Source organism: Streptomyces sp. NPDC038280 (assembly GCF_055600045.1).
Genome location: NZ_JBVJYZ010000014.1, coordinates 36988 through 50485, shown reverse-complemented (window position 1 = coordinate 50485; position 13498 = coordinate 36988). Strand labels below are relative to the sequence as shown.

At 69.9% G+C, this 13498-nt stretch carries 17 protein-coding genes and 1 pseudogene; 8 read left to right on the top strand and 10 right to left on the bottom strand.

What is annotated here, in order from left to right:
- Positions 1 to 104 precede the first annotated feature (104 nt).
- Positions 105 to 737, top strand: coding sequence for a hypothetical protein (locus ACZ7J0_RS25070; protein WP_470890879.1), 633 nt, complete (start codon positions 105 to 107; stop codon positions 735 to 737).
- On the opposite strand, the pseudogene ACZ7J0_RS25065 reads toward ACZ7J0_RS25070, so the two are convergent.
- The 3 genes and pseudogenes from ACZ7J0_RS25065 to ACZ7J0_RS25055 all read right to left on the bottom strand — a co-directional run.
- Positions 734 to 901 (bottom strand): annotated as a pseudogene (locus ACZ7J0_RS25065) (SUMF1/EgtB/PvdO family nonheme iron enzyme); the annotation flags it as partial. The gene ACZ7J0_RS25070 and the pseudogene ACZ7J0_RS25065 overlap by 4 nt on opposite strands.
- A 270-nt stretch (positions 902 to 1171) precedes the next feature.
- Entirely contained in the window at positions 1172 to 1690 is a 519-nt protein-coding gene (locus ACZ7J0_RS25060) for an SRPBCC family protein (RefSeq protein WP_470890877.1), read from the bottom strand.
- Between the two features lie 175 nt (positions 1691 to 1865).
- Complete coding sequence (locus ACZ7J0_RS25055; RefSeq protein ID WP_470890875.1) at positions 1866 to 2501, bottom strand: TetR family transcriptional regulator; 636 nt, start codon at positions 2499 to 2501, stop codon at positions 1866 to 1868.
- Positions 2502 to 2596: 95 nt separating this feature from the next.
- Here ACZ7J0_RS25055 and ACZ7J0_RS25050 point away from each other — a divergent pair, with 95 nt between their 5' ends.
- From ACZ7J0_RS25050 to ACZ7J0_RS25035, 4 genes are all read left to right on the top strand, one after another.
- Entirely contained in the window at positions 2597 to 2779 is a 183-nt protein-coding gene (locus ACZ7J0_RS25050) for a hypothetical protein (RefSeq protein WP_470890873.1), read from the top strand.
- The gene (locus tag ACZ7J0_RS25045; protein ID WP_470890871.1) at positions 2776 to 3105 is read left to right on the top strand and encodes a DUF4190 domain-containing protein; all 330 of its coding nucleotides are present in this window, start codon (positions 2776 to 2778) and stop codon (positions 3103 to 3105) included. Before ACZ7J0_RS25050 ends, ACZ7J0_RS25045 begins: the two co-directional genes overlap by 4 nt.
- Before the next feature lie 75 nt (positions 3106 to 3180).
- Complete coding sequence (locus tag ACZ7J0_RS25040) at positions 3181 to 3462, top strand: YkvA family protein (RefSeq protein WP_470890869.1); 282 nt, start codon at positions 3181 to 3183, stop codon at positions 3460 to 3462.
- 19 nt (positions 3463 to 3481) lie between these two features.
- Positions 3482 to 4204 (top strand): DUF4230 domain-containing protein, encoded by a 723-nt coding sequence (locus ACZ7J0_RS25035; RefSeq protein WP_470891124.1) that lies wholly within the window; start codon positions 3482 to 3484, stop codon positions 4202 to 4204.
- Between the two features lie 39 nt (positions 4205 to 4243).
- Here ACZ7J0_RS25035 and ACZ7J0_RS25030 read toward each other — a convergent pair whose 3' ends face one another.
- The 4 genes from ACZ7J0_RS25030 to ACZ7J0_RS25015 all read right to left on the bottom strand — a co-directional run bounded on the left by ACZ7J0_RS25030 (position 4244) and on the right by ACZ7J0_RS25015 (position 6666).
- Positions 4244 to 4423, bottom strand: a complete 180-nt coding sequence (locus ACZ7J0_RS25030) for a hypothetical protein (RefSeq protein ID WP_470890867.1) — start codon at positions 4421 to 4423, stop codon at positions 4244 to 4246.
- 172 nt (positions 4424 to 4595) lie between these two features.
- Positions 4596 to 4799 carry a cold-shock protein gene (locus ACZ7J0_RS25025; protein ID WP_028964611.1) on the bottom strand — a complete coding sequence of 68 codons (204 nt, stop codon included), beginning with the start codon at positions 4797 to 4799 and terminating at the stop codon, positions 4596 to 4598.
- A gap of 261 nt (positions 4800 to 5060) precedes the next feature.
- Complete coding sequence (locus ACZ7J0_RS25020; RefSeq protein WP_470890865.1) at positions 5061 to 5747, bottom strand: hypothetical protein; 687 nt, start codon at positions 5745 to 5747, stop codon at positions 5061 to 5063.
- 217 nt (positions 5748 to 5964) lie between these two features.
- Positions 5965 to 6666 carry a DUF4386 domain-containing protein gene (locus tag ACZ7J0_RS25015; protein WP_470890863.1) on the bottom strand — a complete coding sequence of 234 codons (702 nt, stop codon included), beginning with the start codon at positions 6664 to 6666 and terminating at the stop codon, positions 5965 to 5967.
- 118 nt (positions 6667 to 6784) lie between these two features.
- Between ACZ7J0_RS25015 and ACZ7J0_RS25010 the strand changes: the two genes are divergently transcribed.
- Positions 6785 to 7492, top strand: coding sequence for a TetR/AcrR family transcriptional regulator (locus ACZ7J0_RS25010; protein ID WP_470890862.1), 708 nt, complete (start codon positions 6785 to 6787; stop codon positions 7490 to 7492).
- Between the two features lie 371 nt (positions 7493 to 7863).
- On the top strand, positions 7864 to 8190 hold the full coding sequence (locus tag ACZ7J0_RS25005) for a hypothetical protein (RefSeq protein ID WP_470890860.1): 327 nt from the start codon (positions 7864 to 7866) through the stop codon (positions 8188 to 8190).
- A 303-nt stretch (positions 8191 to 8493) separates the two neighbouring features.
- On the opposite strand, the gene ACZ7J0_RS25000 is transcribed toward ACZ7J0_RS25005, so the two are convergent.
- From ACZ7J0_RS25000 to ACZ7J0_RS24990, 3 genes are all read right to left on the bottom strand, one after another.
- The gene (locus tag ACZ7J0_RS25000) at positions 8494 to 9660 is read right to left on the bottom strand and encodes an IS701 family transposase (protein ID WP_470891122.1); all 1167 of its coding nucleotides are present in this window, start codon (positions 9658 to 9660) and stop codon (positions 8494 to 8496) included.
- A 265-nt stretch (positions 9661 to 9925) separates the two neighbouring features.
- Complete coding sequence (locus tag ACZ7J0_RS24995; protein ID WP_470890858.1) at positions 9926 to 10357, bottom strand: DUF3662 domain-containing protein; 432 nt, start codon at positions 10355 to 10357, stop codon at positions 9926 to 9928.
- A 164-nt stretch (positions 10358 to 10521) separates the two neighbouring features.
- Positions 10522 to 10719 carry a hypothetical protein gene (locus ACZ7J0_RS24990; protein WP_470890856.1) on the bottom strand — a complete coding sequence of 66 codons (198 nt, stop codon included), beginning with the start codon at positions 10717 to 10719 and terminating at the stop codon, positions 10522 to 10524.
- A 429-nt stretch (positions 10720 to 11148) separates the two neighbouring features.
- Here ACZ7J0_RS24990 and ACZ7J0_RS24985 point away from each other — a divergent pair, with 429 nt between their 5' ends.
- On the top strand, positions 11149 to 13272 hold the full coding sequence (locus ACZ7J0_RS24985) for a SpoIIE family protein phosphatase (RefSeq protein ID WP_470890854.1): 2124 nt from the start codon (positions 11149 to 11151) through the stop codon (positions 13270 to 13272).
- Positions 13273 to 13498 lie beyond the last annotated feature (226 nt).

Below are 13498 nucleotides of genomic sequence, written 5' to 3'. Positions count from 1 at the left end.
CCGGGCGGGGCGCCCGACCACATTGCGACGTTTAGGGCGGGAAGCGTCGGTAACGCTGGGTGACACAAGCCTCGCATGAGGACGTCTCTGCGAAAGGGCCCAGCATGTCAGTCGGCATTATCAGCATCCTGGCCGTGGCAGCGGCCATCATCGTGGCGCTCATCTGCGCGCGGCCTCTGCTGCACAGCAGCGGCGGCAGTCTGATCAGGCGGTTCGGACCGGAGTACGAGCGGTCGGTCAGCCGGCACGAGGGCGACAACCGTGCGGCGCTACGGGAATTGAGCGAACGCGTCCGCCGCTACGGTGACCTCTCGCCCCACGACTTGTCGGCGCACGCCCGTGAACAGTACGTCGCACAGTGGGCCGGTCTGCAGGAGCGGTTCGTGGACGCGCCCGCCGACGCCGTGGCCGGCGCGACTCTCCTCCTCGACCGCCTGGCGCGCGACCGCGGCTACCCCTCCGGTGACATCGATAAGCAGATCGACGCCCTGTCCGTCCGCCACGCGCACCACGTCGACGGCTACCGTCGACTTCACCGCTTCGCGCAGCACGCTCACGCGGGGACGAGCGAGACGAACACCGAGGAGATGCGCCGGGCCATGGTCGCCGCGCGCGGCCTGTTCGAGCAACTGGTCACCGCGCAGCCCTCCGAGCACCGTGCCGGCGCTCGCCGGCTGCTGCGCGTGCCCCGGCAGAACCGCCACAGCGCCCACCACCACCGGCCGAAGAACGCCTAGCCCCGGCTCCGGAGCCGTGCGTCCCCGAGTCCGGGCGAGGCCGCCCCCGCCGAACGCGCGACGCGGAAACCCACGTCGTCGATCCGGAAGGTCGGATGGCTGCGGCGTCGCGCGGAGGCCCGGCAGCTCCACGACTCGTCGAACCAGCCACCGCCGCGCAACACCAGCTCCTGGGTGACCGGGACCGGCGCGAGTCGGTAGGGCTCGAGCCGCACCGGCCAACTGCGTTGCGTCCGCCGGTCCGAGAGCGTTGCCTGCCCGCCCGGGATGGAGATCATCTCGACTCGCACGTACGCATCCATGAGCAGGTGATCGTACCGGCACCATGGGCGAGGCGACCGTCGGCGAACCGGGAGCCGGGACACCCCGCGGGCTCGCGGGCGGCCGGGCTAGCGGACTCGCGTCGCTGGTCATTGAGCCTCCGCGCTCCGCCGCTACTTCGCGGCGCGCTCACCGTCCGACTCCATCGCCCCCTTCAACCGCTCCAGCGTGGTGCGGATGTTGCCCCGCTGGAACTCGGCGAACGTATGCCCCCGGGTGGCGATCCGGTCGAACGCGTTGGCAAGGAAGTCGGGCCATGCGCGCCGGTTGTCGGTCCAGATCTCCGTGACCCGGGTGGCGCCTTCGACGGGTTCGAAGCGGTACTCCCATGTGGCGATGGCGCCCGGGAGCCACGGGCGGCGCGCTCCGATCGCATGGACGCGGAAGGCGAACCGCTTGCCCGGGTCGGCGGCGGTCACCGTGCACTTCGTCGTCCAGCGAAAGGAACCGCGCTTGTTGTGACCCGCGAAAACCATGCCGACGTACGCCCCGCCCTGCTCACCGACCACGGTCGCTCCGCGGTTCTCCGGGCTCCAGCGCCCCATCGCCGTGGGATCACTGAGCTGCTCGTACACGGCCGAAGCGGTGGCATTGATCACGATGCTGTCCGACACGGACATGGTGCGGGGCATGGAGGGACTCCTTTGCGCGGCTGTGCAGTACGAGCCGGGAGGCATACCTTACTCACCAGTACAGCGCGCGCCACAAGGGCGGGTGTCACACCCTGCCCGACTCGGACCGACGCCTCTGAGGGCAGGCCCGGTCGGCTTCGCACCGCGCCCGCAGCCCACGCCCCGGCCGGGTCCCTCACAGGCTTTTCGCGGCGGCCCAGTTCAGTCGGCCCGCGTGGATCAGTCGCAGCTGGCGGCGTGCGGTGCGCGTGACCGAGGCCCACTCGTTGTCCTCCAGCGCCGCCGCCAGGTAGGCGGAGGCCGTCATCACCATGTGGTCGACGTACAGCCGGGCCAGCATGAGCAGGTCCTCCTCGGTCCAGTCGGTACCGAGCGGGTCGGTACCGAGGCTTTCGGCCACTTCCCCGGCGAAGGCGTCGAGCTGCCCGGCCACCGCCTCGCGCACCCTGCGCACACCGCCGTGCCGTTCCCGCACGATGAAGCGGATGTGCGCGGGATAGGTGCGGACGAGTTCGGCCATCAACTCCACAGTGCTGTCGATGCGCTGGGCCGCGTCTCCGGTGGTGGCGAGGGTCGAGCGGATGATGCCGTGCAGGTTCTCCAGCGCCTCGTCCACCAGCGCGATGCCCAGTTCCTCGGTGTCGCGGAAGTGCCGGTAGAACGCGGTCGGCGCCACTCCGGCGGCGCGGGCCACCTCACGGAGGCCCAGGCTGCCGAGGTTCTGCTCTTCCAGCAGCGAGAGGGCCGCGTCCAGCAGGGCACGGCGCGTTCTGTGGCGTTGGGCCTGGCGGGCCCCGACGGTCTGACTCATGACGGAAAGTTAACCCTCCGGACACCGAGCACCGCATGCCATGATTTAGACTGGGCAGTCAGTGAACAACTGTCACCTATTTTGGAGGAAGCACGATGCTCTTCCTCGTAGCGGCCCTCATGCTGATGGGGATCCTCCTGGGGGCGGTGGCCCATGTGCCCGTCCCCGTCACGCTCGTCGCGACTGCCGCCATCGCCTGCTGGCTGCTGGCCTTCGCGGTCCGGGAGCGGGTCGCCCGTCATCACCGCCGGCCCCACCGTCAGGAGGTCTCCTCATGAATGCCCGGGGTACTGCCGTCCGCGCCACCGACACCCGTAGGGCGAACGGCCGAACCGCCACCGTCCGAGACGCGACGGCCCGAACCCGCACCACCCGGGACGCCGACGGCATGGCCGTCGCCTCGTTCGTACTGGGACTCGTGGGCCTGCTCGCGATGAACCTCTTCCTCGGGCCGACCGCGATCGTCCTCGCGGGCCTCGCCCTGCGCCGCGGCACCAGCCGCCCCGGCCGCGCCCGACTGGGCCTTGCGCTCGGCATCGCCGACCTGGTCGTCCTGGCCTGCCTGATCAGCGCCGACCACACCTGGTCGTGGAGCCTCAACTGAGCGACGAGCGATGCCGGTTCGTCGCGTACAGGGCGAAAGGCGTGAAAGACGCTCGTTCCCGGGTATAGGAGCGCCATGGACGGCATCCTCTGGTGGATCATCGGCGCGCTCATCCTCGCCACGGCGATCGGTGCCGTCTATCTGCTGATCAGAGTGGTCCAGGCCCGGAAACTTCTGCTCGACGCCGGGGTGCCCCTGCGGGACAAGGCGCTGTTCTGGGTGGCCGTGGTCTACACGGTCTCCCCCGTCGACCTGCTGCCCGACCCGGTCTACCTCGACGACATCGGCGTACTGCTGCTCGCCTTGCGCACGCTGCACACGGCCGCGCGACAGGGGGTCGAGGAGAAGCGCGGATGACATCGAGGATGACCATGTCCTGACAGGGCATCCGGTCCTCGTGGAGACGCATCCGAAGACACAGCCGACGACGCATCGGAACGACAGCGCGCCGGAAGCAGGGCGCCGCACCTGGACGCGATGGTGGGTCCGATCCGCCGTCGCCCTGGTCACCGTAGCCGCACTGCTCGTCGTGGCCGCCCGGTTCCTCCCGGTCCCGGGCCTGGGGGACATTTTCGGCACCCGGACCCAGGACCGGAGCGGGCCGGCGGTCCTGAAGTCCCTCCGGGACATGAGCCGATACGAAGGCGCCGCCGGCGACTACCAGGTCGTGGTGGACCTGGAACAGGACGCCCGCTTCCTGCCCGACGCGATCCGGGGCACCCGCACGCTGTACGTCGGGGCGGGTTCCGTCGCCTCATACGTCGACCTCGGAAAGCTGGACGAGCGCGCGATCACGGTCAACTCCGACCGGACGCAGGCCGCTCTCCGTCTCCCCCACGCCGCCCTGGGCACCCCCGCCCTGGACCCCGCACGGTCCTACGCCGTCTCCAAGCAACGCGGGCTACTGGACCGGCTCGGCGACCTGTTCTCCGGCAACCCGGCCGGGGAGCAGGCCGTCCAGAAACTGGCGGTCAAGCGCATCGGGGACGCCGCGCGGGCCAGCGGCCTCACCCAGCGGGCCGAGACGAACACGACCGCGATGCTGGAGGGGCTGCTGCGCTCGCTCGGCTTCGAGCGGGTCACCGTGACGTACGCCTGAGCGGGAGCGAGTGTGCCTCGTCGCGCCGCGAACCCGTCCTCAGCGCCTGCGAACCCGGCCTGCTCGCCAGCCGGCCCCTACGCCCGCCACGTGCAGAGCCAGCGCTGTCAGGCCGAGGAGCATGACATTGCCGGACGAGAAAGCATGGTTCGTCGCAATCTCGGCAGCGTTGATCAGAAACGCGATGAAGAACAACACAGCTGCGGCTATACCGAGCATCGAAGCGCCCCCATTCCGGGAAGTGGTGACATCCGTGTGCCCCCACTTGCCTGAATCAGGCCGGCCCGCGGTCCGCGGCGCATGGCGGTGGTGCTGGGCTCCGCAACGATCGCCGCACGCGTCGGGCCCCCGGAGTTGCGCTCCGGGGGCCTGACGTCGGTCCGGCTTCGGGTCAGGCGGGGGTGATGTTCTCCGCCTGCGGGCCCTTCTGGCCCTGGGTGATGTCGAAGGTCACCGCCTGGCCTTCCTGGAGCTCACGGTAGCCACTGGCGTTGATGTTCGAGTAGTGCGCGAAGACGTCCGGACCGCCGCCGTCCTGCGCGATGAAACCGAAGCCCTTTTCGGAGTTGAACCACTTCACGGTACCGCTGGCCATGCTCGTGCCTCTCAGTCGATATCGGGCACGCACCACGCGGGCCCGGAGGTGATCGTCCTGGTCCCCGAGCACTGCACAGCAAAACGCCCGCGCCAAGGCGCGGGCAGGTACTGCGAACCACGACAGCTGGCAGCGACGCTACACGGAGAAACGGTCCACCACCAGAGAGCAATAAGCCCTGACCACGGTGACGTTGGACAAAGGTCCACCATCACACGCCTTGCTTGCTTCGCCTGGGATCTGCCTCGGACGCGGGGCGACTCAGCATGCCCCGCACAGTATGTCGTCGACGGGGTAGTCGAGGGCGGCCGCGGCGTCGACCACGCCTGCCAAGCGGGCCTTGTGGTTGAGGCGCGCGACCACTTCCTGGTTGAGCGGCCGGAAGGCGTACACGTGGCGTACCGCCTCGATGTCGACGTTGATCTCGTAGTAGTACTCCGCGAACTCTTGGAACGCCTCCGGAGTCGGGTTGACCAGCAGCTCGAACAGCCAAGCCGAGCCGTCCGGATCCGGTTGCGCCCCGGGGAAGTCGATCTCCCCCGCCTCCCACCGGTCAGTGCCCGTCTCGCGCCAGAGACAGGCGGTCACATGGGGCACGTCGTCGAACCCGAACGCCGGCTCCGCCACGTACTCCTGGAACACCGCGGGAACCGAGTCCACGACGCCCGGCCACGCCTCGGGGACGTCATCATGGTGGTAGGGGCTCATCGGCGACTCGTGGTCGAAGCCACGGATGTACACCCCTGCCGGGGAGAAGACGATGTCGTACTCGTCGCCGGAGCCGTTGCGCATCGAAGCGATCTCCTCCGTCTCCGACCACGTCCTGCTGTACGAGTAGAAGCGCTCGCCGTCAGGGTTCAGCACTGCCTCCAGCATGGCCATGGACCTGCAGAGGTCCCGGAGCACCGGGATGTCGGGGAGGGCGCGGGCAACGTCGTGAACAGTCATGAGGTAATCCAAGCGGACGCCACTGACACGCGGCGGATCGCCAACCGCAACACTCGGACTCGGCCGACGTCGGCGCCCAGCGTCTTGGGCACCCCGGACGCGGCCGCCGGCGCCCTATGAGCACGGGGTCGCCGTGAAGGGCGGCCCGAGCCCGAGCCGAACCGCCGGCGCCCTGGACCGCCCCCCGGTGGTGCAGTGCGCCCCTCCCCCACCTCCGTCAGGCCGCGGCGACCACCCGCCCCACGACCCGCGCCGGCCCGAACCCCCTGGCGATCAGTCGGATCGCGAGCGTCACCTCCCAGGCGAACACCGGCAGGGCCGCGAGCGATCCCCACGTCGACAGCTGCGGGTAGAGACCGAACATCACCGCCGCTCCGGAGGCGGAGATCAGCGTTCCGCCGATCAGTCCGAGGACGGCGAGGGGGCGCGGCGCGAGTCCCGACCTGTACATCAGGTGGGCCAGGAGCACGGTGTTCGCGCCCAGGACGATGTTGGGGCCGAGGAGGAACGCCCAGTCGTGGACCGCTCCCAGCGCGGTGGCGACCGCCGTGACGGCGGTGGCGTCGGGGCCCCCGGCTCCCGCCGTGTCCTGGCGCAGTGTCACCAGCGCCAGCACGCTGATGATCCCCACGACGATGACGGCGGCCTCGAGGAGCCGCCCGCAGACGTAGCCGAGAGCGGTTCCCTCGTTCTGCCTCTTCAGCACCGGGAACAGCGTCACCCCGGTGCCGGCGACGGCGAGCGCGAGGACCACCTCGCACAACGCCCCAAGGATCACACGGCTGTCGGCGCCGGAGCCGGAGACGTACGCGGCGCTGTCCAGAGCCGGGCCGTAAAGGGTGAGCCCCGCGATCGCGGCTATTTCAGTGAGCAGGAACAATCCGCCCGCGACCGTGGCGGTCTTGCGCTCCGAGTCCACGTGAACCCCTTCCGTAGGACGTGGTGTACGGCGTACACCACGCGCCGCTCACGGTAGGTGTACGACGTACACTCGTCAAGGGCGGACATGGTCGACGCACGGCGGAGGAGATGGCGGGATGACTGAGCGGACGCGGACGGCGCGCAGGGACCCTCTGAGCAGGGACCGTGTTCTGCGGGCCGCCGTCGCGCTGGCCGACGAGGCAGGGGTCGCGTCGCTGAGCATGCGCAAGCTCGCGCAGGAGCTGGGTGTCGTACCCATGGCGCTCTACAAGCACGTCGCCAACAAGGAAGAGCTGCTCGACAGCATGGCGGACTCGGTCGTCGGGGAGATCGATCCGCCCGTCCACGAAACCGATTGGAAGAGTGCGGTACGGCAGAGGATCCTGTCGGCGCGCCAAACGTTTCTGCGGCACCCCTGGGCGTCGCAGGTCGTCACGTCGAGGGCGCGTCCGACCCCTGCGCTCCTCGCCTACATGGACTCGATGATCGGCATGTTCCGGGCCGGCGGATTCTCCGCCGACCTCACGCATCACGTGATGCACGCCATGGGCAGCCGCCTACTGGGGTTCACCCAGGAGCTGTTCGACGACTCGGCCCCCGCCGACCCTGAAGCGCAGGCCGCAATGGTCCGCGACATGGCGACGACGTACCCGAACATCGCGGAGATGGCGGCGGCGGCCCACGACGACCCCTCCGTCGTCGGCCAGGGCTGCGACGACCAGGCGGAGTTCGAGTTCGCCCTGGACCTCCTGCTAGACGGGTGCGACAGACTCCGGCGGAGCGGGTGGACCGCGAAGCCTCCCGCCCAGGGCGTGTCCGGCTGATGGACCCGACAGGTCAGTGAATCCACCCGTTGCAGGAGATGCGGCCATCTTCGGCGTGGGGCGAGGGGCAGGAGACGGGAAGGACTTCGTGGAAGACGGCGGCGGAGGGGAAGAAGGCGACGGCGTGCATGAGTACTGCAACCGCATCTGCGGGATCTGTACCCGGGGTGGCCGCTGTACAGCCAGAACGTGCCGAGGCGGTTGAGGTAGAGCTCGTCAGGTATGGCGCGGGCGAGAGCGACGTCACGTGGAGTGGCAGGCTGCCGCTTCGTGCAAACTGGCCGGGATTGGACTTATCTCCCCTGGGCGAAGCCCCGACGATGGCGGAAGTCTTCGAACGGGGGGAACTGATGAGGCGTCCGGCAAGGGCTGTGGCCGCAGTCTGTCTACTGCTGGCCCTGACGGCCTGCCAGTCAGGGGCGGCGTCCGGTAAGGCCCAGGGCACCGACGCCGAGTTGGCGTGCGCGGCCGTGAGTCGGCTGCCGGAACAGCTGCCAGGCACCGATGGCGGGCAGGCCTTCGACATCGTGGTGGCGCGCCTCGTCGGCGCCGAGGAACTGGCCAGGGCGGCTGCCCTGGCGGACGCCAAGTTCCAGCCGCTCGCCGATGCCCTGCGGAAGGCGCAGCAGCTGCTCTCCGTGACCTCCGACCCCCAGCAGGCCGAACCCGCAGTCAAGAAGGCCCGGACGTACTGCTGACGGACGAGCGCCACTACTGCCGTCGGTGTGCCTGCCTGTCGGGGCGTCGCTGGCGCGGGATCACTGCAGCCCGGCCCGTACAGGCCGCGGCGGGGGCCACACCGTTCGGTGCGGGCCCCGCCTGGATCGCCTTGGTGTGTCAGAGGGCGGTGCCGCCGGTGTAGTGGCCTCGGCGTTTGTAGTGGGATCGGCGGGCTCGGGCCTGGCTTCGTCGTCGGAAGCGTGACCAGCGCAGATGGTGCTCGCTGGTCCGGTGTCGGGGCCCGACGAGGTGGCCCATGAGCCGGCGGATCTCCGGGACGCTCAGGGGTATGAGTTCGTGTTCGTCGTCAGCGTCGCCCCTTTTGCGGCCTCACGGGCGCGAAGGGCGGTCAGGTAGGCGAGAGCGGCCATGGCCAGGGTGATGTGCCGGTACCAGGCGCGGTAGAGGCGGACCTGGTAGTGGTCCAGGCCGCACTCCATCTTCGCCGCCTGGAACGACTCCTCGATCGCCCACCGCGCGGCGGCCACCTTGACCAGGTCCTTCAGCCGGGTGCCGACGGGGCCGTAGCAGACGTAGTGGGCGATCTTGCTCGGGTCGCTGACGGAGCGGCGTGCGAGGACCCAGTGTCCGAAGCCGTTCTCCCACACGGGCTGGATCGCTACTCGGGCCCAGTCGTAGATCCGCTCGCCGTGGGAGCCCTGGCCTCCGGAGATGCGCTTCCAGGCCTGCCGCGGCAGTGTCGCGATCAGCTTGTCCACCCGGACCTCGGCCCAGCCCGCGGTGATCACGGTGTCGTTGACCTTGGTGGCGAGCACGTGCGCGATGCGGCGTTCCTCCAGCCAGGACCTGAGGTGCTTGGCCTGGCCGTACGCCTCGTCCGCGGTCACCCAGGCGAACGGGACGCGGGCGTCGATCGCGCGCTGCAACATCCATTTGAAGTGCTCGTTCTTCGTCGCGAACGGCACCTCGTCCCCGATGCCGGCGGTTCGGCAGCGTTCCCGGTCATCGGTCCAGGACACGGGCAGATAGAGCTCGCGGTCGATCAACGCGCGCCCCTTGGAGGAGGCGTAGGCCAAGAACGTGCCGATCTGGCAGTTCTCGGTGCGGCCGGCGGTACCGCTGTATTGGCGTTGGACACCGGCCGACTGGGTGCCCTTCTTCAGGAAGCCGGTGTCGTCGCCGATCAGGATCCCGTCCCTAGCGCCGATGGTCTCCACCACGAAATCGCGCACGTCGTCGCGGACCGCGTCCTCATCCCAGTCGGAAAGGTTCAGCAGGCGCTGGACCCCGTACGGACGGAGCTGCCCGACCTGCTCGGCCAGCGTCCAGCCGTTCTTCCGCTCCAACGGAGCCAGCAGCCCGGCCAGGTAGTCCAGCGCCCGATCGCGGGGCTCCGACCTGCCAAAACGATGCGCGATGCGGGCATGGAACCCGGCTATCCCCTCGAACCACGACTCGACCTGCTCAACCGTCAGCGGTTGCAGGATTAGGGCGTGCAGTGCCCCGGGGGGCCTGGGCGCGCTGCCGCCGGCGGCGCGGCCGCCATCCCCAGAGCGAGCGTGGTGCCCACGGTGAGAGCGGTCAGGGCAGGAGCTTGCCGAGTCATACAGGGTCTCCAGAGCGTGCGCGTGGAGCGTGACCCCCACTCCACTTGCCGCGCGGCCGCTCCTAGTCGGAGCCCGCGGCACATCACCCGCGCAGCCCCACCACTCCCGGCAAGGTGCGGCCGCCGCTCAGCGCACCGGAGCCGCGTCACAGAAGGGTCGGCCCACTGCCAGGGTCCTCATGAGGGGGCCTGGCGAACGCGTCGGCGCGTACGTTGGGGACCGCGCTGCTCGCCAGGCGATAGCGGCCGTTGGGGACATCGGCGGACTTGGTGACATGCACGGCGAGAGGACCGGCCCACTCGTAACCGTTTCTCTCGGCGTGACGCGCCAGGGTGTCCGTCAACGCTTGGCCCACCCCCGCTTCGTGCTTGGCCAGTTCCTCATACACGCCCTCGGCGAGCTCGACGTCGTAGGCGTTCGGGACGACGACGCGCGTCTGACTGCATACGACAGCGTGGTCGTCGCACTCCCGCCGCAGCGCGTCGAGCAGCTCAACGGGCTCGTTGGGGAAGACCTTGGCCAGGAGCGCGTCCTCCCACTCCTCGACCGCTCGTTCCCACCGGTGCATCATTCCCATGTCGCATCGCTTGCCCGCTCGACATCGCCCCATGTGTACGAGACCGAGCGCGGTTGTCCGATGCGCCGCCCATCGACGCGTGCCGCGTTCTCCGAGGCCGCTCTTGGTTTGGCCGGTCGCCCGTGTCCTGCTCGGCCGCTCGTGTCCTGCTCGGCCGGCTGGGTCTACTCGGCCTGCTTGGTCCGCTCGGTCTGCTTGTCCTGCCGGGCCGATTCCTGGGCGGTCCGACTCGGGCTGAGCGCGTCCGCCGCCTCGCGGTCGTGCTCGTCCCGCTCCCCGTCGTCGAGGCTCAGCTCGGCCTCTTCGAACTCGTGCAGTACCTCGTCGGCGGCCGTCTCGGGCTTGCTCTTCTTGTCGCTCATGATGTGCCTCTCTGCCGGCGGACCGGCGGACCGGCGGTCCAGTGGTCCGGTGGTCCGGTGGTCCGGTGACTTTGTCCCACGCCTTCCTCGCGAAACCCCTCCCTACACCCGCCCACCCAGCCACACGCCACGACGTTCTCAGCGGCGTGCCATCCCCTCCCCGGGGGCGTAACGTCCATTACGTGATGTCCGGCGCGTCCTCCCGGGGCTCCGGCGTATCCGCGTGGAGACCGAAGGCGCTGCGGCAGACGGAGCACGACCGGATGCCCCGGAGGCTTCTGACACCTATGACGCCTGGGGCAGTACCGCGTCGGAGGGCGGAGTCGGCGCCTCCGGCGGCCCTGGTGCGTCGGGCGGCCATGATGTGCCGAACCGCCCTGTTGCTCCGTGGGCCGGGCACAGGTGTCCGGTCGTGGGAGGTGCTGCCTGGTGACCAGCCCGGGTGATGCGGTGCGTTCCGCCGACGCGGTGGACACGTCGTTGGTGGAGACGGTGCGCCGCACCGGCGCGAGCGTGGGCGCTCTCTATCTGCTCGCTCCCGATGACCAGGTGCTCTGTCTGGGTGTGCTGTGCGGGGCACCGGCGGAGTTCGCCGCCCCCTGGGCGAGGGTGCCCGCGGCCTCGCCGGCCCCGGTGGCCGACGCGCTCCGGAAGGACCGTCTGGTGTGGGTGGGCAACCAGGAGGAGCTGGCCCGCTCCTATCCCCGTACCGCGATGGCGCTGCCCTACCCCTGCGCGCTGGCCGCCGCGCCGGTCACCGGGGTCCGGCGGTGGGGATCGCTGCTGCTCATGTGGCCGGCGACCCATCCCCCGGAGATGAGCCGCCGGGAGCGTGGCTACGTCACCGCCAGTTGCCGACGTCTGGCGCGGCTGCTGGAGGAGGCCGCGGAGGCCGGAATCCCACGGGCCGCCTGCGACGAGCCCCACGTACTCCCCGCAGGGCGCGGCCGGCCCGTCTCCCGGGTGACCATGGCGGCCGTCGACTTCGCCGAGCGGCTGCCGGGCGGCGCCTGCGCGCTGGACCTCGAGGGACGTATCAGCTTCCTCACCAACGGGGGAGCCGAGCTGCTGGGCCGGAGCGCCGATCGACTGCTGGGGACGCTGCCCTGGCAGTCATTGCCGTGGCTCGACGACCCCACCTACGAGGACCGCTACCGGGCGGCGGTCATCAGCCGGCGGCCCGTTTCGTTCAGCGCCTGCCGCCCGCCGGACCGGTGGCTGGACTTCCATCTGTACCCGGACGTCAGCGGCATCAGCGTCCGCATCGTACCCACGGGCGGCGCGCAGGCCCCGCCCTCCCCTGCGCCGCCGCTGTCCATGAGCACCGCCACACCGGCCCGGGCCGGCCAGCTCTACCAGCTCATGCACCTGGCCGCCGCCCTGACCGAGGTCGTCGGCGTCCAGGACGTCGTCGATCTGGTGGCGGACCAGATCATGCCGGCGTTCGGCGCCGAGGGCCTTGTCCTGTCCAGCGCCGAGGCCGGCCGACTCAAGATCACCGGGCATCGCGGCTACCCCGCCGAGGCCATTGAGCGCCTCGACGGCCTGCCGCTCGACACGACCTTCACCCCCGCCGGACAGGCCCTGGCGACCGGCATTCCCTCGTTCTTCGCCCACCCGGAGGAAATGCGGCGCATCTATCCAGAGGCTCCCCTGGTCAGCGGCAAGAAGGCGTGGGCCTTCCTGCCCCTGATCATTTCCGGACGCCCGGTCGGCTGCTGCGTCCTCACCTACGACCATCCCCATACGTTCTCCGCCGAGGAACGCGCGGTCATGACCTCCCTCGCCGGTCTCATCGCCCAGGCACTCGACCGTGCCCGTCTGTACGACACGAAACACGAGCTCGCCCACGGCCTCCAGCAGGCGCTGCTGCCGCACTCTCTGCCGACCGTTTCCGGCCTGAGGGTCGCCGCCCGCTACCTGCCCGCCACGCACGGCATGGACATCGGCGGCGATTTCTACGACCTGATCCGACTGGGCGCCACCTCCGCCGCGGCCGTCATCGGCGATGTCCAGGGCCATAACGTGGCCGCCGCCGCCCTGATGGGACAAGTACGCACCGCCATCCACGCCCACGCCACCCTCGGCGCGCCCCCGGACCAGGTTCTCTCCCTCGCCAATCGGCTCCTCACCGATCTCGACCCCGGCCTCTTCACCAGCTGTCTCTACGCCCACCTCGACCTGGCCGAACAAAGGGTCCTGCTCGCCAGCGCCGGCCACCCACCACCCCTGGTACGCGCCCCCCAGCACCCCACGCGTCCCCTCGACGTGACTCCCGGTCCACTGCTGGGCATCGACCCGGACGCCATCTACCCCGTCACGGAGATCCCGCTCAGCGACGAGTTGATGCTCCTCTTCTACACCGACGGCCTCGTCGAAACCCCTGGCATCGACCTCGACGACGCCATCGCGGAGCTCGCCGACCACCTCGAACACGCCGACGACCGGGACCTGAACCTCCTGATCGACACACTTCTCGAAAGACTCCGCCCCACCCGACAGCGCACCGACGACATCGCCCTGCTCGTGCTGCAGACCAGCACCGCTCGCTAGGCGCCGGCCTCTCGCCCTGATCCCCGACCCCCAAGTCGCCCAGGCGGACTGTCACAGTACACATCCACTCCCGTACAGTCCGTGATGCTCACGCTCCGTCAGGTCAGGCACACAGCGGTCGAAGAGGAGAAGGCCCGTGGCAAACGAACCCCGTCTCGCCGCGCTCGCGCCGAACGGTTCCGCAACGGCGCGGGCCGTCGCCGAGGGGACTGTTCCCGAGCGGACC

Bases quoted from the DNA above. Each gene is read 5' to 3' on its own strand.
- ACZ7J0_RS25010 (WP_470890862.1), top strand. From the start codon at position 6,785: ATGACTGAGCGGACGCGGACGGCGCGCAGGGACCCTCTGAGCAGGGAC.
- ACZ7J0_RS25025 (WP_028964611.1), bottom strand. From the start codon at position 4,799: ATGGCCAGCGGTACCGTGAAGTGGTTCAACTCCGAAAAGGGCTTCGGT.
- ACZ7J0_RS24995 (WP_470890858.1), bottom strand. From the start codon at position 10,357: ATGGGAATGATGCACCGGTGGGAACGAGCGGTCGAGGAGTGGGAGGAC.
- ACZ7J0_RS25060 (WP_470890877.1), bottom strand. From the start codon at position 1,690: ATGCCCCGCACCATGTCCGTGTCGGACAGCATCGTGATCAATGCCACC.
- ACZ7J0_RS25070 (WP_470890879.1), top strand. From the start codon at position 105: ATGTCAGTCGGCATTATCAGCATCCTGGCCGTGGCAGCGGCCATCATC.
- ACZ7J0_RS24990 (WP_470890856.1), bottom strand. From the start codon at position 10,719: ATGAGCGACAAGAAGAGCAAGCCCGAGACGGCCGCCGACGAGGTACTG.
- ACZ7J0_RS25050 (WP_470890873.1), top strand. From the start codon at position 2,597: ATGCTCTTCCTCGTAGCGGCCCTCATGCTGATGGGGATCCTCCTGGGG.
- ACZ7J0_RS25020 (WP_470890865.1), bottom strand. From the start codon at position 5,747: ATGACTGTTCACGACGTTGCCCGCGCCCTCCCCGACATCCCGGTGCTC.
- ACZ7J0_RS25045 (WP_470890871.1), top strand. From the start codon at position 2,776: ATGAATGCCCGGGGTACTGCCGTCCGCGCCACCGACACCCGTAGGGCG.
- ACZ7J0_RS25055 (WP_470890875.1), bottom strand. From the start codon at position 2,501: ATGAGTCAGACCGTCGGGGCCCGCCAGGCCCAACGCCACAGAACGCGC.
- ACZ7J0_RS25040 (WP_470890869.1), top strand. From the start codon at position 3,181: ATGGACGGCATCCTCTGGTGGATCATCGGCGCGCTCATCCTCGCCACG.
- ACZ7J0_RS25030 (WP_470890867.1), bottom strand. From the start codon at position 4,423: ATGCTCGGTATAGCCGCAGCTGTGTTGTTCTTCATCGCGTTTCTGATC.